At 28.7% G+C, this 21,550-nt stretch carries 18 protein-coding genes and 1 other annotated feature; of the genes, 17 read left to right on the top strand and 1 reads right to left on the bottom strand.

What is annotated here, in order from left to right:
• Positions 1-23 precede the first annotated feature (23 nt).
• Positions 24-791, top strand: coding sequence for a ribonuclease HII (locus tag I4U66_RS04425; protein ID WP_195581344.1), 768 nt, complete (start codon positions 24-26; stop codon positions 789-791).
• Between the two features lie 69 nt (positions 792-860).
• Complete coding sequence (locus tag I4U66_RS04430; RefSeq protein WP_092924543.1) at positions 861-1,877, top strand: alpha-hydroxy-acid oxidizing protein; 1,017 nt, start codon at positions 861-863, stop codon at positions 1,875-1,877.
• Between the two features lie 41 nt (positions 1,878-1,918).
• On the opposite strand, the gene I4U66_RS04435 is transcribed toward I4U66_RS04430, so the two are convergent.
• Positions 1,919-3,214: a CapA family protein gene (locus tag I4U66_RS04435; RefSeq protein WP_195928522.1), complete on the bottom strand. Its 1,296-nt coding sequence runs from the start codon at positions 3,212-3,214 to the stop codon at positions 1,919-1,921.
• Between the two features lie 128 nt (positions 3,215-3,342).
• On the opposite strand from I4U66_RS04435, the gene I4U66_RS04440 reads away from it, so the two are divergent.
• The 15 genes from I4U66_RS04440 to I4U66_RS04510 all read left to right on the top strand — a co-directional run bounded on the left by I4U66_RS04440 (position 3,343) and on the right by I4U66_RS04510 (position 21,518).
• A complete protein-coding gene (locus I4U66_RS04440) occupies positions 3,343-3,687 on the top strand; it encodes a YraN family protein (RefSeq protein ID WP_166505823.1) in 345 nt (114 codons plus the stop codon).
• A gap of 10 nt (positions 3,688-3,697) precedes the next feature.
• Entirely contained in the window at positions 3,698-5,233 is a 1,536-nt protein-coding gene (locus I4U66_RS04445) for a YifB family Mg chelatase-like AAA ATPase (RefSeq protein ID WP_195237286.1), read from the top strand.
• A 9-nt stretch (positions 5,234-5,242) separates the two neighbouring features.
• Entirely contained in the window at positions 5,243-6,343 is a 1,101-nt protein-coding gene (gene dprA / locus I4U66_RS04450; RefSeq protein ID WP_195928523.1) for a DNA-processing protein DprA, read from the top strand.
• 28 nt (positions 6,344-6,371) lie between these two features.
• Positions 6,372-8,480, top strand: a complete 2,109-nt coding sequence (topA, locus tag I4U66_RS04455; protein WP_092924553.1) for a type I DNA topoisomerase — start codon at positions 6,372-6,374, stop codon at positions 8,478-8,480.
• 139 nt (positions 8,481-8,619) lie between these two features.
• On the top strand, positions 8,620-9,405 hold the full coding sequence (gene codY / locus I4U66_RS04460) for a GTP-sensing pleiotropic transcriptional regulator CodY (RefSeq protein ID WP_092924586.1): 786 nt from the start codon (positions 8,620-8,622) through the stop codon (positions 9,403-9,405).
• 65 nt (positions 9,406-9,470) lie between these two features.
• The gene (locus I4U66_RS04465; RefSeq protein WP_092924588.1) at positions 9,471-10,745 is read left to right on the top strand and encodes a replication-associated recombination protein A; all 1,275 of its coding nucleotides are present in this window, start codon (positions 9,471-9,473) and stop codon (positions 10,743-10,745) included.
• A 115-nt stretch (positions 10,746-10,860) separates the two neighbouring features.
• On the top strand, positions 10,861-11,631 hold the full coding sequence (locus I4U66_RS04470; RefSeq protein ID WP_195928524.1) for a GNAT family N-acetyltransferase: 771 nt from the start codon (positions 10,861-10,863) through the stop codon (positions 11,629-11,631).
• A gap of 174 nt (positions 11,632-11,805) precedes the next feature.
• Positions 11,806-12,339: a VanZ family protein gene (locus tag I4U66_RS04475; protein WP_195928525.1), complete on the top strand. Its 534-nt coding sequence runs from the start codon at positions 11,806-11,808 to the stop codon at positions 12,337-12,339.
• Between the two features lie 245 nt (positions 12,340-12,584).
• Positions 12,585-13,031 (top strand): RrF2 family transcriptional regulator, encoded by a 447-nt coding sequence (locus tag I4U66_RS04480; RefSeq protein WP_092924594.1) that lies wholly within the window; start codon positions 12,585-12,587, stop codon positions 13,029-13,031.
• 17 nt (positions 13,032-13,048) lie between these two features.
• Complete coding sequence (nifS, locus tag I4U66_RS04485) at positions 13,049-14,242, top strand: cysteine desulfurase NifS (RefSeq protein ID WP_195928526.1); 1,194 nt, start codon at positions 13,049-13,051, stop codon at positions 14,240-14,242.
• A 43-nt stretch (positions 14,243-14,285) separates the two neighbouring features.
• Positions 14,286-14,741, top strand: a complete 456-nt coding sequence (gene nifU / locus I4U66_RS04490) for a Fe-S cluster assembly scaffold protein NifU (protein ID WP_195928527.1) — start codon at positions 14,286-14,288, stop codon at positions 14,739-14,741.
• Between the two features lie 158 nt (positions 14,742-14,899).
• Positions 14,900-15,991, top strand: a complete 1,092-nt coding sequence (gene mnmA, locus I4U66_RS04495) for a tRNA 2-thiouridine(34) synthase MnmA (RefSeq protein ID WP_195928528.1) — start codon at positions 14,900-14,902, stop codon at positions 15,989-15,991.
• A gap of 133 nt (positions 15,992-16,124) precedes the next feature.
• Positions 16,125-16,341: a binding site (T-box leader), on the top strand.
• Between the two features lie 65 nt (positions 16,342-16,406).
• Positions 16,407-19,052: an alanine--tRNA ligase gene (gene alaS, locus I4U66_RS04500; RefSeq protein ID WP_195928529.1), complete on the top strand. Its 2,646-nt coding sequence runs from the start codon at positions 16,407-16,409 to the stop codon at positions 19,050-19,052.
• Between the two features lie 21 nt (positions 19,053-19,073).
• Positions 19,074-19,331 (top strand): IreB family regulatory phosphoprotein, encoded by a 258-nt coding sequence (locus I4U66_RS04505; protein ID WP_092924604.1) that lies wholly within the window; start codon positions 19,074-19,076, stop codon positions 19,329-19,331.
• A 9-nt stretch (positions 19,332-19,340) separates the two neighbouring features.
• Positions 19,341-21,518: a hypothetical protein gene (locus tag I4U66_RS04510; RefSeq protein ID WP_092924606.1), complete on the top strand. Its 2,178-nt coding sequence runs from the start codon at positions 19,341-19,343 to the stop codon at positions 21,516-21,518.
• Positions 21,519-21,550 lie beyond the last annotated feature (32 nt).

The following is a 21,550-nucleotide window of genomic DNA, read 5'->3' on the forward strand; positions in this document are numbered from 1 at the left end:
TAAAGTAATCCAAGGAGAAATTTATGAAAGATAAAAGTGTAAAAGAAATTAAAGAAATAATAGAAAATATAAGTACTGATGAATATTTGAAATATATAGAAATTTTGAAAATAGATGATAGAAAATCAGTTCAAAGTTTAGCTGTAAAAATGGCTAAAAAATTAGATGCTATAAGAAGAGAAGAAGAGAGATTAGAAAAAATAAACGAATTTGAAAATGAAGGTTATGAAAAAGGATATATATATATAGGTGGTATAGATGAAGCAGGACGTGGTCCATTAGCAGGGCCTGTGGTAGCTAGTGTTGTAGTATTTAAACAAGGAACTAAGATAGAAGGAATAAATGATTCTAAGAAGCTAAGTGAAGCTAAAAGAGAAGAACTATTTGATATAATAAAGGAAGAAGCCCTAGATTATGGTATAGGAATAGTAAATAATGAAGAAATAGATAAATTCAATATATTAAATGCAACTTATATGGCTATGAAAAAAGCCTTAAACTGCTTAAAGAAAAGTCCAGACTATCTATTAATAGATGCAGCTACTATACCAGGAGTAGATATTGTTCAAAATCCTATAATAAAAGGGGATTCAAAATCTATATCAATAGCTGCAGCAAGTATATTAGCAAAGGTTACAAGGGACAATTTAATGTATCAGTATGATGAGATGTACCCTGAATATGGATTTAAAGGCCATAAGGGATATGGAACTAAAGAACATTACGAAGCTATAGAAAAGCATGGTATAACTCCTATACATAGAAAGAGTTTCTTAAAAAATGTGCTATAATTAATACAAATATAAAAATACCATAAATTATAAAGCAAAACTATACAATTTAAGATGGGGGAAGTTAAGATGAATTTTAAAGAACTAGAAAAAAATGCTAGAGAAAAGTTTAATGGAAGCTGTAGGGTTTGTAAAGTTTGTAATGGTGTAGCCTGTGCAGGAGAAGTGCCTGGTATGGGAGGTAAAGGAAGTGGATCAGCTTTCACTGAGAACTATAAGAGTTTAGAAAAAGTTAAGATAAATATGAGGGTAGTACATAATGTATGTAATCCTGATACTAGTATAGAGTTATTTGGTCAAAAAATGGATGCTCCAATATTTGCTGCACCAATTACAGGAACAACTTTAAATATGGGTGGACAAATATCAGAAAGAGAATATATAGAACCTGTAGTTAAAGGATGTATTGATTCAGGGGTATATGCTATGGTAGGAGATACTGCTATAGATGAATTTTTAATAGAAAACTTAAAAGTACTTAAAGAAAATAATGGTAAAGGTATAGTGTTTATAAAGCCTTGGGAAAATCATGACATAATAAATAAAATAAAACTTGCAGAAGAAGCAGGGGCAATAGCAGTAGGTGTAGATGTTGATGCATGTGGCCTTGTAACACTTTCAATGCATGGTAAAAAGGTTGTACCTAAAGATGTAAATGCTATAAAAGAACTTAAAAAGTCTACAAATTTACCATTTATACTAAAAGGTATAATGACAGTTGAAGATGCTTTAATGGCAGTAGAGGCTGGAGTTGATGCAATAGTTGTATCTAATCATGGTGGTAGAGTTTTAGACTGCACTCCTGGGGCGGTAGATGTGCTTCCTAATATATCTAAGGCAGTAAAAGGTAAGATAACTATACTTGTAGATGGTGGAATTAGAAGTGGTGTAGATGTTCTTAAGATGATAGGACTAGGAGCTGATGCAGTGCTTATCGGAAGACCATTTGTAACAGCATCTTTTGGAGGTCAGACAGAAGGGGTTAAATCTTATGTAGAAAAACTTAAAAATGAATTAAGTTCAACAATGATATTAACAGGATGTCAAAATATAGATGATATAGATGAAAAGGTTATATATAAATAGATATAAAAATAAAAGTCTTTCCTAATAATTAGGAGAGACTTTTACTTTTGCTCAAAAATATTTTGCGGAACTTTAATTATATCTGAAGTTTTTATTTGAGATACTGTATTTTCATAAGAAAGTTTTAGTCTTTCCATAGGTAAATTGTTAATTTCAAGTAGTTGTTCTTTAGAGTATATTGGAATTATTTCATATACATCCTTGTTAAAGCCTTTATATTTATTAACCCAAGTTGGAATACAATTTACTGATGATATTAAGGTTTGATTTTTTGTATGATCTTTAGTAAGTTCGATAGATACTATAAGGCCATCTTCTGTGTAAGGTGTGTTTAAAAGTTCTTGTCTTTGATTTGATATGAAGTTTCCTAAAGAATATATAACTAAGGTATTGGTATAATTATCCTTAGAACGTATTATTTCTACAGGTTGTACAACATGAGGATGAGAACCTACTATTATATCTACTCCATAATCACATAGCTTCTGAGCTAACTCTTTTTGAAATTTACTGGGAGTCCTTTGATATTCATTACCCCAATGTAAAACAGCTATTTGTGTATCTGTATTTCTTATTTTATCTAGTTCTTTTTTTATAGTATTAAAAGCCTTGTTAACATCATGCATATCAAATATGTTCATATTATCTTTAGATCCATCTGATATTTTTATTCCATTTAAATATTTGTTATTATTTATTATTTCACCATAGCTAAATGCAATTATACCTAAAGATATATCATTTATTTCTTTTATAATGTACCTATTTTCATTTTTATTAGAGGTGCCTATAGTTTCTATTTCTTTTTCTTTACAAATATCCAATGTTCTTTTAACACCTAAATCACCTTTGTCAAAAGAGTGATTATTAATGGTAGATAAAATATCAATACCTGCATATTTTAAACTATCTATAATATTATCAGGCGTATTAAAAGTAGGATAAGAAGAATAAGGTACTGAGGTACCAGCTAAAGTAGTTTCTAGGTTAGCTATTGATAAGTCGTCATTTTCTAAGATGTGTTTTACATGCTGAAAGTTATTGTCAAAATTGTATGTATTAGATGAATTATCGTACTGAGCTTTAAGTTGAGGCATATGGGTCATAATATCTCCTGCAGTGCTTAAGGTGAGAGTCGAAGTTTCTTTAGCTGAAGATAGAGCTTGTACAACTTTAGGATTACTTGATGTAGTATTATTATTTTTTTGATTATTACCATATGTAAATATTAAAAATGAAAAAGTTAGTATAAAAAGGAAAGAAGATAAAAAGATAATTCTATTTTTTAATAATCTTTTCTTTTTCTTTTTATAAATAAGTCTTTTAGACCTAGACATTAAAATCCCCCCTCTACAAGTAATATTAGTAGCAACTTATAAAAAATTCAATCAAAAAAGTAAAAAGTAGTATACATAAATATATAGGAGGATATAATTACAAAAAAGTTTTTGAATTAGGAGAAGCTATGAATAATAAAGAAAAAGGTAATTTAGGAGAAAAAATAGCTTGTGAATTTTTAATACAAAAAGGATTTAAGGTATTAGATACTAATTATAGAATAAAAAGTGGAGAAATAGATATAATAGCAAAATTTGAAGATGAATTAGTATTTGTAGAAGTTAAATCAAGAATGGATTTAAGATTTGGATATGGAAGAGATGCAATAAATAATAAAAAAATAAAAAAGATAACAAATACAGCAAAACATTATATATTTGCAAAAAAAATTTATGATAGTAAAATTCGATTTGATGTTATAGAAGTATATTTTATGGATAAAAAGATTAACCATATAGAAAATGCTTTTTAGAGGAGTTAAAATGCTAAGTATTATAAATTCAAGTAATTTAATAGGAATAGAATCTTTTATTGTTAAGGTGGAAGTTGATATACAAAATGGTATACCCTGTTTTAATATTGTAGGTCTTGCAGGAGTAGAAATAAAAGAATCAAGAGATAGGGTTAAATCAGCAATAATAAATAGTGGATATAAGTTTTTAAATTCTAGAATAGTAATAAATTTATCTCCTGCAGATATGAAAAAAGAAGGAGCTTATTTTGATTTGCCAATAGCCATTGGTATACTTAAAAATCTTATAAAAAAAGATGATGAGTATTTAAATAGTAGTTTGTTTATAGGTGAATTATCTTTAGATGGAAATATAAGAAAAGTTAAAGGAATACTTCCTATGGTAATAGGGGCTAAAGAAAACAAGATAAAAAGAGTATTTATACCTAAAGATAATATATTAGAAAGTTCTTTTATTGATGGTATAGATATAATACCTGTTAGCAGCTTAAAAGAATGTATAGACTATTTAAATGGTGATATAGATATAGATAAAGATGAAATTATAAAAACTAAAAAACAAGATAGAAAAGAAAATATAGGTTATGATGAAGACTTTAAAGATGTTTATGGTAATTATTTTGTAAAAAGAGCAGCAGAAATATCAGCAGCAGGAAATCATAACATGTTAATGATTGGTCCTCCAGGTTCGGGAAAAACTATGATAGCAAAAAGAATAAGAACGATTCTTCCGAAAATTCAAAAAGATGAAATGTTAGAAGTTACTAAAATTTATAGTGCATGTGGAATGACTTCTGATAATGAAGGTATTATTACAAAAAGACCTTTTAGATCACCACACCACACTTCAACTAAGCAAGCATTAATAGGAGGGGGTCAAAAAGCGACTCCAGGTGAAATTGTTTTATCTCATAGAGGTGTATTATTTCTAGATGAAATAGCTGAATTTGATAGAAAAATACTTGAAACATTAAGACAACCTATAGAAGATAAAGTTATTAATATATCTAGAGTGAAGCAAAATATAACCTATCCTTGTAATGTGCTTTTAGTAGGTGCTATGAACCCTTGTCCTTGTGGATATTTTATGTCCGATAAGGAGTGTAGATGTAAAAAAATTGACATAGATAGATATATAAATAAATTGTCAGGACCACTATTAGATAGATTTGATATATTTGTGGAAGTTAACTCAATACCATATGACGAGTTAATTAAGAGTGATAATTCACAAAATTCTGATGTTATAAGAGATAGAGTGGAGAAAGCAAGAATTATTCAAAATAAAAGATTTGAAAATGATTTAATTAAAACTAATGATGAGATAAAATCATCAAAGTTACTAGATTATTGTAAGCTAGAAAGTGATGGTTTAAGTACATTAAATCTAATATTAGGAAAATATAAATTAAGTAACAGAAGTTACACTAAACTATTAAAAGTATCGAGAACTATAGCAGACTTAGAAGAAAGTGAAAATATAAATTCAAGTCATATAATGGAAGCTTTTTCATTTAGAAAAGCTTATTACACATATTTTAAATAGGAGACTCATATGGATAAAAAAGATGCTTATTTATGGCTAAAATCAATAGATAAGATAAGTAATAACATAATAGATAAAATGCTAAAAAATGGATTAAAAGTAGAAGATATAATTCATTTAAGTGATAAAGAAATAAATGAAATGGAAAATATAAATTTAAATATTAAGGAAAATATAGTAAAATATAAAAGTCTTGCTTATTTAGATAATATAAAAGAAAAATTAAGAGAGAGAAATATAAAATATGTAAGTATAGAAGATAATCATTACCCAAGTAAGCTAAAAAATATATATAATGCACCAAAGTTATTATATTATAAAGGAAATATAAACCTTTTAAATGAAGGGCTATCAATTGCTATGGTTGGATCAAGAAAAGCAACTGCATATGGTAAACACTGTGCAACAACAATTAGTAGTAAATTATCAGAAATGAATATAAATGTGGTTAGCGGATTAGCTACTGGTATAGACTCATACTCGCATATGGGCTGTATAAAAGGTGGTGGAAAAACGGTTGCTGTAATAGGTTCATCTGTGGATAATATTTTACCAAGAAAAAATTTATATTTGAGTAAAGAAATACTAGAAAATGATGGACTTATAATATCTGAATATGGTATAGATTCTAAAGTCTATCCAAGTAATTATGTACAGCGAAATAGAATTATAAGTGGAATAAGTGATGGAGTTATAGTGGTTGAAGCTGCCATAAAAAGTGGAGCACTAATAACTGCAGATTTTGCATTAGAACAAGGAAGGGAAGTATTTTCTATACCAGGAAGTATACATTCTGCCATGAGTGAAGGATGCCATAAAATAATTAAAGAAGGTGCAAAGTTGGTATGCAGTATAGAAGATATTTTAGAAGAATATAAAATTATTAATAATAAAAATCAAGAAAATTTAAAAAAGTATGATAATATTAATTTAGATAAGAAATCTCGTATTATAATAGATACTATAAAAAATAAAGGAACCTTGCATATAGATGAAATTTGTGATAATACTAAAATGGATATAAAATATGTAAACATAATTTTAAATGAATTAGTATTAAGAGATATTTTAGTACAGATTAATAATAATAGATATATTTTAAATTCATAAATAACATAAAAAGTGGGGGTGTGTGGTTATGGCCAAAACATTAGTCATCGTTGAGTCGCCTGCTAAAGCTAAAACGATAGAGAAATTTTTAGGGAAGAGCCATTATACAGTAAAAGCTTCGGTCGGTCATGTAAGAGATTTACCTAAAAGTAAATTAGGTGTAGATATAGAAAATGACTTTGATCCTCAATATATAAATATAAGAGGAAAAGGCGACGTAATAAAGGAACTTAAAAAGGAAGCTAAAAAATCTAAGAAAGTATATTTAGCAACCGACCCTGATAGAGAGGGTGAAGCTATATCTTGGCATTTAGCTCATATATTAAATCTAGATGAAAATGAACAGTGTAGAATAGAATTTAATGAGATAACTAAAGATGCAATAAAAAAAGCTATAAAGAGTCCTAGAAATATTGACTTAAGTCTAGTAGATGCACAACAAGCTAGAAGGGTTTTAGATAGGCTTTTGGGTTATCAAATAAGCCCAATACTTTGGCAAAAAATAAGAAAAGGTCTTAGTGCAGGTAGAGTTCAATCAGTAACGACAAAATTAATATGCGACAGAGAAAAAGAAATAAATGCATTTATACCAAAAGAATATTGGACATTAGAGCTAAATGCAAAAACAGAAAAAAATGAAGATATTAATTTAAAATTTCATTCAAAGAAAAATGAGAAGATAGAAATTGAAAATGAAGAGATGATAAATAACATCTTAGATGATATAAAAGGTAAGAAATTAAATGTAGTATCAATAGAATCTAAGAGTAGAAGAAAATCAGCGCCAAAGCCATTTACTACTAGTATGCTTCAACAAGAAGCTGCAAATAAACTATCTTTTACAACTAAAAAAACTATGAGTATAGCACAAGAGTTGTATGAAGGTATAGATATAGAAAAAGAAACTGTCGGTCTTATATCATATATAAGAACAGATTCTAAGAGAATATCAGAAGAAGCTAAAGAAAAGGCTAAGGATTATATCCTAGGTGAAATAGGAGAAAACTACTATAAAAATGTAGAAGACAAGAAAGATAAAAAAGAAAGTAAAAAAGTTCAGGATGCACATGAAGCTATAAGACCTACATATGTAGAAAAGACTCCAAATAGTATAAAAGAATATCTTACTAAAGATCAATTTAAGTTATATAACTTAATATGGAGAAGATTTGTTGCAAGTCAAATGGAAGACTCTGTATTTGATATATTAAATGTAGAGTGTAAGATAGATGATTATATATTTAAAGCTACAGGATCAAAATTAAAATTTGATGGATATACAAAAATATATAATTTTACTGACAGAGAAGATAAAATATTACCAACTATAAATGAAGGTGACATATTAGATATAGAAGATATAATACCAACTCAACACTTTACTCAGCCACCTGCTAGATTTACAGAGGCAAGTTTAGTAAAGACTCTAGAAGAGTTAGGTATAGGTAGACCAAGTACATATGCGCCTACTATAGCAACTATACTAAATAGAGAATATGTTGAAAAACAAGGTACAAGTTTACATCCTACAGAATTAGGGATAATAGTCACAGATATACTAGAAAAAAACTTCCAAAAGTTTATAGATGCTGATTTTACTGCTCAAATGGAGAGTAAGCTAGATGAAATAGAAGAAGGTCATATGAAGTGGAAAGATGTAGTTAGAGAATCATATGAACCACTAAAAGAAGCTATAGAAATAGCTAAAGAAAGTATAGAAAAAATAAACATGGATGAGGAAACAGATGAAGTATGTGAAAACTGTGGAGAAAAGATGTTTATAAAATACGGTAGATTTGGAAAGTTTATAGCATGTAAAAACTATCCGGAATGTAAAACGACAAAACCATTAGTTAATAAAATAGGCGTAAAATGTCCTAAGTGTCATGAAGGAGATATCATTCTTAGAAAATCTAAAAGAGGGAAAGCATTTTATGGTTGTTCTAGGTATCCAGAGTGTGACTTTGTAGCATGGAATAAACCAACAGGAGAATTATGTTCAGAATGTGGGTCATATATGGTAGAAAAGGTCACAAAGGGTGAAACTAAAGTTGTATGTTCTAATAAAGATTGTAAGAATTTAAATAATAAAGAAAACGATAATATAAAACCAGTGAATGAAAATAGCGAAAATTAGAAAAATAAGGCCTATTATATTGAAAAAGGTTTGATTTTGTGATAATATTCTATTGCATAATGCGTATTAAGAATAAAAATTTAGATAGATGAATAGGGAAAAGCTGAAAAGGCTGATTTTCATGAGGAGATGAATTATAATGGCGAGTGAAGTATTACAAAAAACTAGAAGGATAAATAAAACGTTACAAACAAGTGGTGGCAGTAATGTTTCTTTTGACTTATTAGCTGGAGCATTAGGTGAGGTGTTAAGTGCAAATATATACATACTAAGCTCTAAAGGTAAAGTATTAGGCTTATTCCTAAATGATGAAAAAGATAGTTCGGTAGTAGAAGAAGAGGGGACAAGACAAAAAAAATTCCCAGAAGAGTATACTAAAAATATGCTAAAAGTATCTGATACATTAGAGAACTTAACAGGAGAAAAATTATTAGAGTTCTTCCCTCTAGAAGCAGAAAGAGCACAAAAATATAATACAATAGTTCCTATATTAGGAAGTGGACAAAGATTAGGTACACTACTTATATCGAGGTATGATAAAGAGTTTAATGATGATGATCTAGTTATAGCAGAGTATAGTGCAACAGTTGTAGGTCTTGAAATATTAAGAGCTATAGGTGAAGAATTAGAAGTTGAAATGAGAAAGAAAGCGGTAGTACAAATGGCTATAGGCACTTTATCTTATTCAGAACTTGAAGCTGTAGAGCATATATTTGAAGAATTAGATGGCAAAGAAGGTTTATTAGTAGCTAGTAAAATAGCTGATAGAGTTGGTATAACAAGATCAGTTATAGTAAATGCACTTAGAAAATTTGAAAGTGCTGGAGTAATAGAATCTAGATCGTTAGGTATGAAGGGGACACATATAAAAATACTTAATGACAAGCTTATAGAAGAATTAAAGAAATTAAAATCAAATTACTAATAATAAAAGGTATCTATAAACGTTTATAGGTACCTTTATTTAATACAAGTATATTAGGAGGTAATATGCAACCGTTAGCAGATAGATTTAGACCTCAAAGTATAGATGATATGGTGGGGCAATCTCACATAATAGGAAAAGGGAAAATATTAAATAAATTAATACAAAATAAAACTATACCAAATATGATTTTATATGGCCCTCCAGGAACAGGTAAAACTACCTTAGCAAACATAATAGCAAACGCAACAGGAAAAAAGTATATAAAACTAAATGCTGTAAACTGCGGTGTCAAAGAAATAAAAGAAGTAATAGAGGCCACTAAAAGAGACCTATTTTCTTATAATGGTATAATTTTAATGTTAGATGAGATACAAGCTCTAAATAAAAAACAACAACAATCATTACTAGAAGTTATAGAGGAAGGATCAGTAACTTTAATAGCAAGTACAGCAGATAACCCATACTTTGCTATATATAAAGCAATACTTAGTAGATGTTCAGTATTTGAGTTTAAACAAATAAATTCACAAGATATATTTATAGGCCTTATGAATTCAATAGAAAAATTAAGAAATCTCTATAAAAGCAAAACAATAAAAGTTGAAGAAAAGGCTATAAGATATATAGCAGAAACTTGCAATGGTGATATGAGAAGTGCTTTAAACAAATTAGAACTTGTATTTAATGTTAGCATTGATAGTAATTCTGATGAAATTAACATAACTCTAGATAATACAATAGAATGTTCTTCTGTTAAGATACTTAATTATGACAATAAAGGAGATGATAGCTACTCAATATTGTCTGCATTTCATAAGTCTATAAGAGGTTCTGATATAGATGCATCTATACATTATCTAGCAAGGCTTATAAAGGCAGGAGACTTAAATAGTATAACTAGGAGGCTTTTGTGTATTGCATGTGAAGATGTAGGACTAGCTGTACCCCAAGCTATAACTATAGTTGAGGCTTGTGTCAACGCAGCAAATCAACTAGGGTTTCCAGAAGCACAATTGCCTTTAGCACAAGCTACAATATATCTAGCAAATTGTCCTAAGTCTAATTCTACATACGCTGCTATACAATCAGCTATATATGATTTAGATAATATAGAAGTTGGAGATATACCAGTCCACTTAAAAGATGCACACTATAGTGGTGCTAAAAATCTAGGTAGAGGTATAGACTATAAATACCCTCATAATTATGAAAATAATTATGTAAGTCAGCAATACATGCCAGAACTTATAAAAGATAAAAAATATTACAATCCAGGTAAAAATAAAAATGAGATGGCTTTTAAAGCTTATTGGGAAAATTTAAAAAATAAAGGTTAATAAGAAGGAGATATATTAACAATTATAAAATTATCATAAAAACCACTATTGATAATAAAAATATTATAAGGGTAGTTTTCATATATATATTGATTTTTATATCAGGGGGAAGTATATGATTTTGAAAATAGATGAAAAATATCATAAGAAGGTAGTTGATTATTTAAGCAAGGAACCTGAATTTAATTTATTTATAGTTGGGGATATTGAAAGATTTGGATATGATAATAGTTTTTTTAGTGTATGGGCAGATATAGATAGAAGTGGCAATATAGAAGGAGTATTAGTTAAATATTTAGATTTTTTAACATTTTATTCTCATTCTAAATTTAATGTAAAGAGATTTTCTAACTTTATAGACAAATTAGATTATACTGAAATAAGTGGTAAAACAGCATGTTTAGAAAAATTTGAAAAAAATTTAAATATCAATAGAAAAAGAATAGTTAGTTTTTGTAAGTTACTTACAACCAAAAATTTAGAAAATACAATGAGAAGTTCAAATGTAAAAAAGATTAGATTTGGTAATATAGGTAAAGTGGTAAAATTATATGAAGTTATAGAAGAATTTGAAAACACTACAGTAGAAAACATAAAAAATCTTCTAAAAACTGGAAGGGGTTATTATATACCATGTGATAAACAAGTTGTTGCTATGGCAAAGAGTACATTAGAAAGCCAAAAATATGGACTTATAGTTGGTGTAGGGACTCATCCAAATTACAGAAATAAAGGTTATGCAACTGTATGTATAAGCAAGTTATGCAGAGAATTATTAGAAGAAGGAAAAATTCCGTGTTTATTTTATGATAATGAAGAAGCAGGAAAGATATATAGAAAATTAGGATTTAAAGAAATAGGAAAATGGAGTATTTATTATGCTTAGGGTGTCCTCTTATTGGGAGATACCCTATTTTATATTCAAACAATATAGACATGACTAAAGTTTAAGAAAAAACTTTATTATTTAGTGAGTATTATAGGATATATTTTTTGTAAAAATTGGACTTGTATAATTATATAATGTATAATCATTAAATATAAAAGAGGTGATACTACCATGAAAAAAATAATTTGCTTAGTATTAGTTATTTTAGCAATGGGAACTATGTATTATTTTTCAAGCCAAGAAGGTAATGTATCTAAAATACAATCAGATAAAGTTGTTAAAATAGTTGATGAAGTAAGACAAGAGGTTACTCTAAAAGATAGTAAGTTAATAAGTATAAAAGATAAAGTATTTAATGTTTTGAAAAGATATGGAAGCAAAAGTTATATAGTTAGAAAATTAGCTCATTTTAGTATATATTCATGTATTGGCATCTCTTTATGTTTAATGCTTTATGTATTTACTAAAAGAGTATTTATATCAGCTACACTAGCATTTATAATAAGTGCTTTATATGCTTATTACGATGAAATGAGACAACTATCAGTAGCTGGAAGAGTTGGAAGTATAAAGGATGTATTTATAGATTCAAGTGGAGCTATTACTGGAATAATAATACTGGTTGTAATAATAGTTATGTTTAATGGAATAAGAGGATTTTTTAATTTCCTATTCAAAAAAAGTAATTATAAAGAGACTGTTTAAATACGGTCTTTTTTACTTATAAAAAATATTTAGAAAAATTAAAAAAATAATATGTTTACGCTATAAAAAAGGTGGTATATATATAGTATAAATAAAGCATTTTAATTAGTGAATGTGAAAAAATAAAACCTAGTAAATTAGTATGAATTTAATGTTGACAAAATTACTAGGATATAATAAAATAATATTGAAGATAAAACCTAGTAAATTACTATGAATTGTAATTGAGTAAAGGGTGATAATATATGAAACTATCAACTAAAGGTAGATATGGGCTTAAAGCTATGTTTGAATTATCTCTAAATGAAGAGAATGGACCAGTTCCATTAAAATATATAGCTAAAAAACAAAATATATCAGAACAATATTTAGAGCAGATATTTTCATCACTTAAGAAATCTGGACTTGTTAAAAGTGTAAGAGGTGCACAAGGTGGATATTTGCTAGCTAAAAAACCTGAAGAAATAAAAGTAGGGGATATTTTAGTAGTGCTAGAAGGACCTATATCAATTTCAGATTGTGTTATAGATGAGGATATTTGTGAAAATTCAAATATATGCGTTACAAAAGTCGTTTGGGAAAAATTAAAGAAGGGAATAGAGGATGTAATAAATGCTATAAACCTTCAAGACATGATAGATGATTACAACAAAAACAAATTAGACTGTGATATAACAAATTTATTAAAGTAGATTGGAGCGAATACAAAATGGAAAAAAGAAGATTATATATGGATTATTCAGCTACAACACCTGTTAAAAAAGAAGTACTAGATGAAATGATGCCTTATTTAACAGATTATTTCGGGAATGCATCTAGTTTTCATACATTCGGAAGAGAAGCAAAAGCTGCATTAGATAAAGCTAGAGGGCAAGTAGCAAACCTTATAAATGCAAAACCAAATGAAATATACTTTACAGCTGGTGGAACAGAAAGTGATAACTGGGCAATAGAAGGAGTTGCTTTCTCTAATAAACATAAAGGAAACCACATAATAACATCTAAAATAGAACACCATGGTATACTTCATGTATGCGAATACTTAGAAAAATATCATGGATTTGAAGTAACTTACCTAGATGTTGATGCTGAAGGTAGAATTAAATTAGATGAATTAGAAAAAGCTATAAAAGACACTACAATATTAATAACTATAATGTTTGCAAATAACGAAATAGGAACTATACAACCTATAAAAGAAATAGGTGAAATAGCTAAAAAACATAATATAATATTCCACACAGATGCAGTTCAAGCAGCTGGAAATATTAATATAGATGTTAAAGAATTAAATATAGACTTAATGAGTATGTCTTCTCACAAGATATATGGACCTAAAGGAATAGGTGCTTTATACATCAAAACTGGAACAAAGTTACATTCATTTGTACACGGTGGAGCACAAGAAAGAAGAAGAAGAGCTGGTACTGAAAATATACCTGCAATAGTTGGATATGGAAAAGCAGCAGAAATGGCTAAAAAAAATATGGATAACCATATAGAAAGACTTACTGCATTAAGAAAAAGATTAATAGATGGAATACTTGAAAATATACCATACACAAGAGTTAACGGAAGTATGGAACATAGATTACCAGGAAATGTTAACTTCTCATTTGAATTTATAGAAGGAGAAGGAATACTATTAATGCTAGACATGTTAGGTATAGCTGCATCAAGTGGTTCTGCATGTACATCAGGTTCATTAGATCCATCACATGTTTTAATGGCTATAGGATTACCTCATGAAATAGCACATGGTTCTTTAAGATTATCTATAGGAGACTTTACAACTGAAGAAGACATAGATTATATAATAGAACAATTACCAACAGTTATAGAGAGATTAAGAAGTATGTCACCTCTATATGACAAATTTATAAAAGAAAACAAAGACAAATAATATCGGGAAGATTTAATATATAAAATTAAAGGAGGATAACATCATGCAATATAGTGAAAAAGTTATGGATCATTTCATGAATCCAAGAAATATAGGAGAAATAGAAAATGCTAGTGGAATAGGCGAAGTAGGAAACGCTAAATGTGGAGATATAATGAGAATATATCTTGATATAGATGAAGATACAAAAGTTATAAAAGACGTTAAATTTAAAACTTTTGGATGTGGATCAGCAATAGCTAGTTCATCAATGGCTACAGAAATGGTAAAAGGTAAAACTATAAATGAGGCATTAGCAGTAACAAACAAAGCTGTTGCTGAAGCTTTAGATGGTTTACCACCAGTTAAAATGCACTGCTCAGTACTTGCTGAACAAGCTATAAAATCAGCTTTAATAGATTATTCTAAAAAGCACAATATACACATACCAGAATTAGATGGTGTTGTTATAGATGATGATCATGATCATCACCATGATATAGAAGAGGAAGAAATGTAATTTATTAAGTAATAGATGATATAATATCCCTTTTAAGTTAATACTTAAAAGGGATATTATATTTTATATATTGAAAAATTATGCTATTATCCTTTTAAAAAGTTATAAAAATATATATAATAGTAAGATAAATGTAATTAACAAAAGAAGGTGACGTTATGAAAAAAAGAGTTATGATCGGTATGAGTGGTGGAGTAGACAGCTCTGTTGCAGCGTATCTTTTAAAAGAGCAAGGATATGATGTAATAGGTGTTACTATGAAATTATGGCAAGATGATGATGATGAACTTATAGAAAATGAAGGTGGATGTTGTTCATTAGCAGCTGTTGAAGATGCGAGACAAGTTGCTGACAAGATAGGTATACCTTTTTATGTATTAAACTTTAGTGATGTATTTAAGGAAAAAGTTATAGAACCATTTATAGACGAATATTTAAATGGAAGAACCCCTAATCCTTGTATATCTTGTAATAAGCACATAAAATTTGATGACTTCTTTAGAAAAGCTCGTCAAATAGGATGTGATTATGTAGCTACAGGACATTATGCAAAAATAGAAAAAGATGAAGAAAGCGGAAGATTTTTACTTAAAAAATCTGTTACAGATAAAAAAGACCAAACTTATGCTTTATACAACTTAACTCAAGAGCAGTTAGAACATACTTTACTTCCAATAGGAGATTATGAAAAGGATAGAGTTAGAGAAATAGCAAAAGAAATGGGCATGGATGTTCATAATAAGCCAGATAGTCAAGAAATATGCTTTGTCAAAGACAATGATTATGCTGGATATGTTAAAAAACATTCTAAAAAAAGAATTGAAGAAGGATTCTTTGTAGATACTAAAGGAAATGTATTAGGAAAACACAAAGGTATAATAAACTATACTATAGGTCAAAGAAAAGGTCTAGGAATAGCGCTTGGTAAGCCTATGTTTGTTGTTGATATAGACCCTGTTAGAAATACAGTTGTACTTGGAGATAATGAAGATATATTTAATAAAGTATTAATAGCTAAAGATGTAAACTTTATATCAATAGATGGTGTAAAAGAAGACGAACCTATAAGAGTTGAAGCTAAAATTAGATATTCAGCTAAGCCATCACCAGCTACTGTATACAAGCACGGAGAAGATGCTATAAAGATAGTATTTGATGAGCCACAAAGGGCTATAACTAAAGGTCAATCAGTTGTTATGTACAACGGTGATGTTGTAGTTGGCGGAGGAATCATAGACTTAGCTTTATAAAGCTATTTTATTAATAACTAAGATAAAATTACAAGTATTTGTGAAACAATATGAATATAAATTTATATGTGTAGCAAAATACTATTGATTATTTCAACATAATTTAGTAATATAATGTAATAAAACAAATATATTAAATACAGTGAAAAGAAATAGTAAATTAATTGAAGCTTTACAGAGAGAGAATATTGGTGAGAGTTCTTATGATAGATTAATTGAAGCAGTCTTTGAGTATCGATTTTGAAATAATAGTATGAGTCGACGGTAGTTCCGTTATAACTTAAGGTTTTCCGAAGATACTGAATATTCAGTAAGTAGGGTGGTACCGCGAGAATAAGCTCGCCCCTATACTATGTTATAGTGGCGAGCTTTTTTATATGCAAATTTGTAATACATAATTAAGGAGGAAAAAATAATGCAATCAATGGGATTAAATGAAATAAGAAGTAAATTTTTAAACTTCTTTGAATCTAAAGGTCATTTAGTGCAACCAAGTTATTCACTAGTTCCACAAAATGACAAAAGTTTATTATTAATAAATGCAGGTATGGCACCGCTTAAAAACTACTTTACAGGTGCTGAAGTACCACCAAGCAAGAGAATGTCAACTTGTCAAAAATGTATAAGAACAGGTGATATAGAAAATGTAGGTGTTACAGCTAGACATGCTACATTATTTGAAATGCTAGGTAACTTCTCTTTCGGAGATTACTTTAAGCATGAAACATTAAAGTGGGGATGGGAATTTGTTACAGAACATTTAAACATACCTCAAGATAAAATATGGGTAAGTGTATACTTAGAAGATGATGAAGCTTACGAAATATGGGAAAAAGAAATAGGTATACCTAAAGAAAGAATAGTTAGACTTGGTAAAGAAGATAACTTCTGGGAAATAGGTACTGGTGCTTGTGGTCCTTGTTCAGAAATACATTTTGATAGAGGTCCTGAATATGGGTGTGACAATCCAGATTGTAAGCCAGGATGTGATTGTGATAGATACTTAGAATTCTGGAATCACGTATTCTCTCAATTTAACAAAGATGAAGATGGAAACTACAACCCACTTGAGCATAAAAACATAGATACAGGTATGGGTCTTGAAAGAATGGCTTGTATAATGCAAGGTGTTGACACTATATTTGAAGTCGATACTATAAAGCATATATTAAACTCTGTTGAAAAAATAACTAATACAACTTATGGAAAAGATGCTAAGAATGATAAATCTATAAGAATAATAACTGACCATATAAGAAGTGTTAGTTTCTTAGTATCAGATGGTGTACTTCCATCAAATGAAGGAAGAGGATACGTTCTTAGAAGATTACTTAGAAGAGCTGCTCGTAATGGAAAATTACTTGGAATGAAGGAATCATTCTTATATAAATTAGTTGACGAAGTTATAAAAGTAAGTGGAGAAGCTTACCCAGAGCTAGTTGAAAAGAGAGACTATGTACAAAAAGTTATAAGAATAGAAGAAGAAAAGTTTAATGAAACTATAGATAAAGGTATAGAAATATTAGCTTCTTATATGGAAGATTTAAGAAAAGAAGAAAAGACAGTATTAAGTGGAGAAAATGCATTCAAACTATACGATACTTATGGATTCCCTGTTGACTTAACTAGAGAAATATTAGAAGAAGAACATATGACTATAGATGAAGAAGGATTCCATGCTGAAATGGAAAAGCAAAGACAAGCAGCAAGAGATGCTAGAGGAAATATGGACTCTGTAGCTTGGGAAAAAGATGCAGTATCTCAATTAGATAAGTCTATATGCACATCATTTGAAGGATATAACAACTTAAATGAAGAAGCTACTGTTAAGGCAATAGTTAAGGATAATGAAATAGTTGAAAGTGTTGAAGCAGGTGATGAAGCTATAATAGTACTTGATAAAACTACTTTCTATCCAGAAGGTGGAGGTCAAGCAGGAGATAAAGGTACTTTAGTTAATAAAAATGAAGATATCGTAATAGATGTTGTTGATACTAAAAAAGGTCCAAACAATACTATAAAACACATAGTTGTTGTAAGAAGTGGTAAAATAAATGTAGGAGAAACTTTATTTGTTAAAGTAGATAAAGAAAGAAGAATGGCTTGTGCTAGAAACCATAGTGCTACTCACATACTTCATAAAGTATTAAAAGAAGTATTAGGAGAACATGTTAATCAAGCAGGTTCTTTAGTTACAGAAGATAGATTAAGATTTGACGTAACTCATTTTGAAGCTATAACTAAAGAGGAAATAAAAGTTATAGAAGAAAAAGTAAATGATATAATATTTGATGCTTTAGATATAACTTGTGAAAATATGAGTATAACAGATGCTAAAAATAAAGGTGCTATGGCTTTATTTGGAGAAAAATATGGTGATGAAGTAAGAGTTGTTTCTATGGGAGATTATTCTATAGAACTTTGTGGAGGAACTCACTTAACTAACACTTCTCAAATAGGAATGTTTAAGATATTATCTGAAGGTGGAGTAGCTGCAGGAGTTAGAAGAATAGAAGCTATAACAGGTAAGGCAGTTTACAACTACTTAAATGGAAAAGAAGATGTAATAGCTAATGTTTGTTCAAGCTTAAAAACTAAAGAAGATAGCTTAATTACAAGAGTAGTAGCTTTATTAGAAGAAAACAAAAACTTAGCTAAAGAATTACACGATGTTAAAACTAAGATGAGTTTACAATCAATAGAATCAGTACTTGATTCAAAGGTTGATGTAAATGGAGTTAACTTAGTTACTGCTAAATTTGAAGGAATGGATATGAATACTTTAAAAGAAGTAGCAGATAACTTAAGAGACAAATTACAAAGTGGAGTTGTTGTTTTAGCAAATGTAGCTGATGATAAGTTAAATCTTGTTGTAACTGCTACTAAGGATGCAGTAGATAAAGGAATACACTCTGGAAATATAGTTAAATCTATAGCAGCTATAGCTGGTGGAAAAGGTGGAGGAAGACCTAATATGGCTCAAGCTGGTGCACCAGATGTAGAAAAAGTAGAAGAAGTATTAAATGGAGCTAGTGAAGTTGTAAAATCTCAAATAAAATAATTTTAATAAGGGGGATTTAACATGAATAATAATTTTGATAGTACTGTGAAATTTGAAGGATTTGAATCTGAAAATATGAGTATTAGTGATACAATAAAATTTGTATATCAATCACTAGTTGAAAAGGGGTACAATCCTATAAACCAATTAATAGGATATATCTTATCAGGTGATTCTAGTTATATAACTAGTCATAACAATGCAAGGGCTGTTATAAAGAGATTTGAAAGGGATGAAATACTAGAGGAAGTAATAACACATTATCTAAATAGAAAGTAGGTCAATCTTATGAAAAAAAAGGTTGTATCAGTGTTGATAACATTAATGATACTCCTAGTTTCTATTCCAAAATATAGCTTTGCCGATGAACACGGCAAAGTTATATTTATTAATATGAATAGAACTAATTTAAATACTATGCTAAGTGTACCAACTCTTAAAAAAGAATTAAAAAATAGAGGATATGTTGCCCTTATGAATATAAGAGGTGATGGAGGTACTGATGATAGAAGATCTTATGCTAGTATGGGTGCAGGAGGAAGAGTTAATGTATCTGCACAAGAGTATATAGATTTTCAAGAGTTAACTAAAGAAAATGGAAAAGTTTTTAAATCCGTAACAGGTAAAGAACCAAAGGCAATAAACAATATAGATATAAATAAATCTATAAATGATAATATAGAATATGGCCAATATGGATCAATGCTAGGTGCCCTTGGACAAACATTATCTGAAAATAATTTAAAAACAGCAGTTCTTGGAAATAGTGACAAGATTGAAAATGGAGAGCTTGTAAAAAATAGAAATATAGGCTTAGTTGCAATGGATGAGTACGGAAGAATAGATGGTGGAAACATTGATAATATTAATGTAAAAGATGAATCTATGCCGTATGGAATAAGAACAGATTATAATAAACTTATAAAAGAAACTCAAAAATATTACAATGAAAGTGATGCTATATTTGTTGACTTAGGAGATACATATAGATTAGATCAATATAGATTATTCTTAAATGATAATACATACAAAAGTATGAAGGCAAATATAGTTAAAAATATAAATAAATACCTTAAAGAAGTATTTAATATGGTAGGAGAAAATGATGTTGTATATATAAGTAGTGCATTTCCAAATGATCTAGACTACAAAAACAGAAGAAGATTATCTCCTATAATAAAGTTTGAAGGAAATAAAAAAGGATTGTTATCATCAGCAACTACTAGAAGAGAAGGAATAGTTGCTAATATAGATGTTGGTGTTGATATCTTAAATGAATTTGGACTTAAAAATAAAAATATGGTAGGTAGAAGCTATGAATTAATTCAAAAGGATGATAACATAGGTTATATTCAACATGAATTTGTAAAAATGGTTTCAGTATCTGACATAAGAGCAAATGTAGTAAATACATTTGTTGGTATAGTGTCAGCTTCTTGGGTAATAGGAATGATTGCTATATTACTTAGAAAATATGTACCATACAAAGAACGAGTATTTAATGTATTAAAAGAGCTTATAAAATTAGGGATAATAATGCCACTAGCACTACTTCTGGCACCTGTATTTAATTTTAAGACACCTATGACTATAACAGCTGGGATAGTACTTACTACACTAATTCTTTATATATTAGGTAGAAAGCTATTTAAAGATGATATAAAGCAAATGGGATTCTTTGCTTTAGTAACTATAATTGTTATAGTTATTGACTCCGTATTTGGAACATATTTAATGAGAAACAATATAATGAGTTATGATGCTATAATAGGTGCAAGATACTACGGTATAGGTAATGAATATGAAGGAGTAACAATAGCAAGTGCTGTATTTGCTATGGCAGTGCTTCTAAATTACAAAAAAATACCTAAGTGGTTAGTAGCCCTAATGAGTATAGTAATACTAATAACAAGTGCATATCCTTCTATGGGAGCCAACGTTGGTGGTGCTATATCTGAATCAGTAGCATACTTATTATTTATACTACTTATATATGATGTAAAATTAGACTTTAAAAAGGTTATATTACTAGGAGTAGCAGCAGTAGCTGTAGTTGTAGCCTTTGCAGTATTAGACGTAGTATCAGGAAGTGAATCTCATTTATCTGTATTTGTAAATCAAATACTAGTAAATGGACCAGGAGCTATACTACAAACATTTGGTAGAAAGATACAAATGAATATGAAGTTAGCTCAAACTAGTGTATGGGTTAATATATTACTAGCAGGAATATTTATAATTGCTATGTTTATATTTAAGCCACCTAGACACTTTAGAGACATAGCTAAGAAATATCCTATATTATTTAAAGGATTTATTGCATCTATGGTAGGATGTATAGTTACACTTTTAGTTAATGACTCAGGAATAGTAGCAGCTTCAACTGCATCAATATACATACTTATACCAATAATAATTATAAGTATAAATATGATAATATTTAACAAAGAAGACAATAAAAATTAAACCATAAAGGTCAGGTTAAAACCTGACCTATC

The sequence above is a fragment of the Romboutsia sp. D33t1_170424_H2 genome, from assembly GCF_015669105.1.
Taxonomy (GTDB): Bacteria; Bacillota; Clostridia; order Peptostreptococcales; family Peptostreptococcaceae; genus Romboutsia_C; species Romboutsia_C hominis.

What these genes read in the sequence shown, in the direction of transcription:
- I4U66_RS04425 (WP_195581344.1), top strand. Translation starts at nt 24, where the DNA reads ATGAAAGATAAAAGTGTAAAAGAAATTAAAGAAATAATAGAAAATATA.
- I4U66_RS04430 (WP_092924543.1), top strand. Translation starts at nt 861, where the DNA reads ATGAATTTTAAAGAACTAGAAAAAAATGCTAGAGAAAAGTTTAATGGA.
- I4U66_RS04435 (WP_195928522.1), bottom strand. Translation starts at nt 3,214, where the DNA reads ATGTCTAGGTCTAAAAGACTTATTTATAAAAAGAAAAAGAAAAGATTA.
- I4U66_RS04440 (WP_166505823.1), top strand. Translation starts at nt 3,343, where the DNA reads ATGAATAATAAAGAAAAAGGTAATTTAGGAGAAAAAATAGCTTGTGAA.
- I4U66_RS04445 (WP_195237286.1), top strand. Translation starts at nt 3,698, where the DNA reads ATGCTAAGTATTATAAATTCAAGTAATTTAATAGGAATAGAATCTTTT.
- dprA (WP_195928523.1), top strand. Translation starts at nt 5,243, where the DNA reads ATGGATAAAAAAGATGCTTATTTATGGCTAAAATCAATAGATAAGATA.
- topA (WP_092924553.1), top strand. Translation starts at nt 6,372, where the DNA reads ATGGCCAAAACATTAGTCATCGTTGAGTCGCCTGCTAAAGCTAAAACG.
- codY (WP_092924586.1), top strand. Translation starts at nt 8,620, where the DNA reads ATGGCGAGTGAAGTATTACAAAAAACTAGAAGGATAAATAAAACGTTA.
- I4U66_RS04465 (WP_092924588.1), top strand. Translation starts at nt 9,471, where the DNA reads ATGCAACCGTTAGCAGATAGATTTAGACCTCAAAGTATAGATGATATG.
- I4U66_RS04470 (WP_195928524.1), top strand. Translation starts at nt 10,861, where the DNA reads ATGATTTTGAAAATAGATGAAAAATATCATAAGAAGGTAGTTGATTAT.
- I4U66_RS04475 (WP_195928525.1), top strand. Translation starts at nt 11,806, where the DNA reads ATGAAAAAAATAATTTGCTTAGTATTAGTTATTTTAGCAATGGGAACT.
- I4U66_RS04480 (WP_092924594.1), top strand. Translation starts at nt 12,585, where the DNA reads ATGAAACTATCAACTAAAGGTAGATATGGGCTTAAAGCTATGTTTGAA.
- nifS (WP_195928526.1), top strand. Translation starts at nt 13,049, where the DNA reads ATGGAAAAAAGAAGATTATATATGGATTATTCAGCTACAACACCTGTT.
- nifU (WP_195928527.1), top strand. Translation starts at nt 14,286, where the DNA reads ATGCAATATAGTGAAAAAGTTATGGATCATTTCATGAATCCAAGAAAT.
- mnmA (WP_195928528.1), top strand. Translation starts at nt 14,900, where the DNA reads ATGAAAAAAAGAGTTATGATCGGTATGAGTGGTGGAGTAGACAGCTCT.
- alaS (WP_195928529.1), top strand. Translation starts at nt 16,407, where the DNA reads ATGCAATCAATGGGATTAAATGAAATAAGAAGTAAATTTTTAAACTTC.
- I4U66_RS04505 (WP_092924604.1), top strand. Translation starts at nt 19,074, where the DNA reads ATGAATAATAATTTTGATAGTACTGTGAAATTTGAAGGATTTGAATCT.
- I4U66_RS04510 (WP_092924606.1), top strand. Translation starts at nt 19,341, where the DNA reads ATGAAAAAAAAGGTTGTATCAGTGTTGATAACATTAATGATACTCCTA.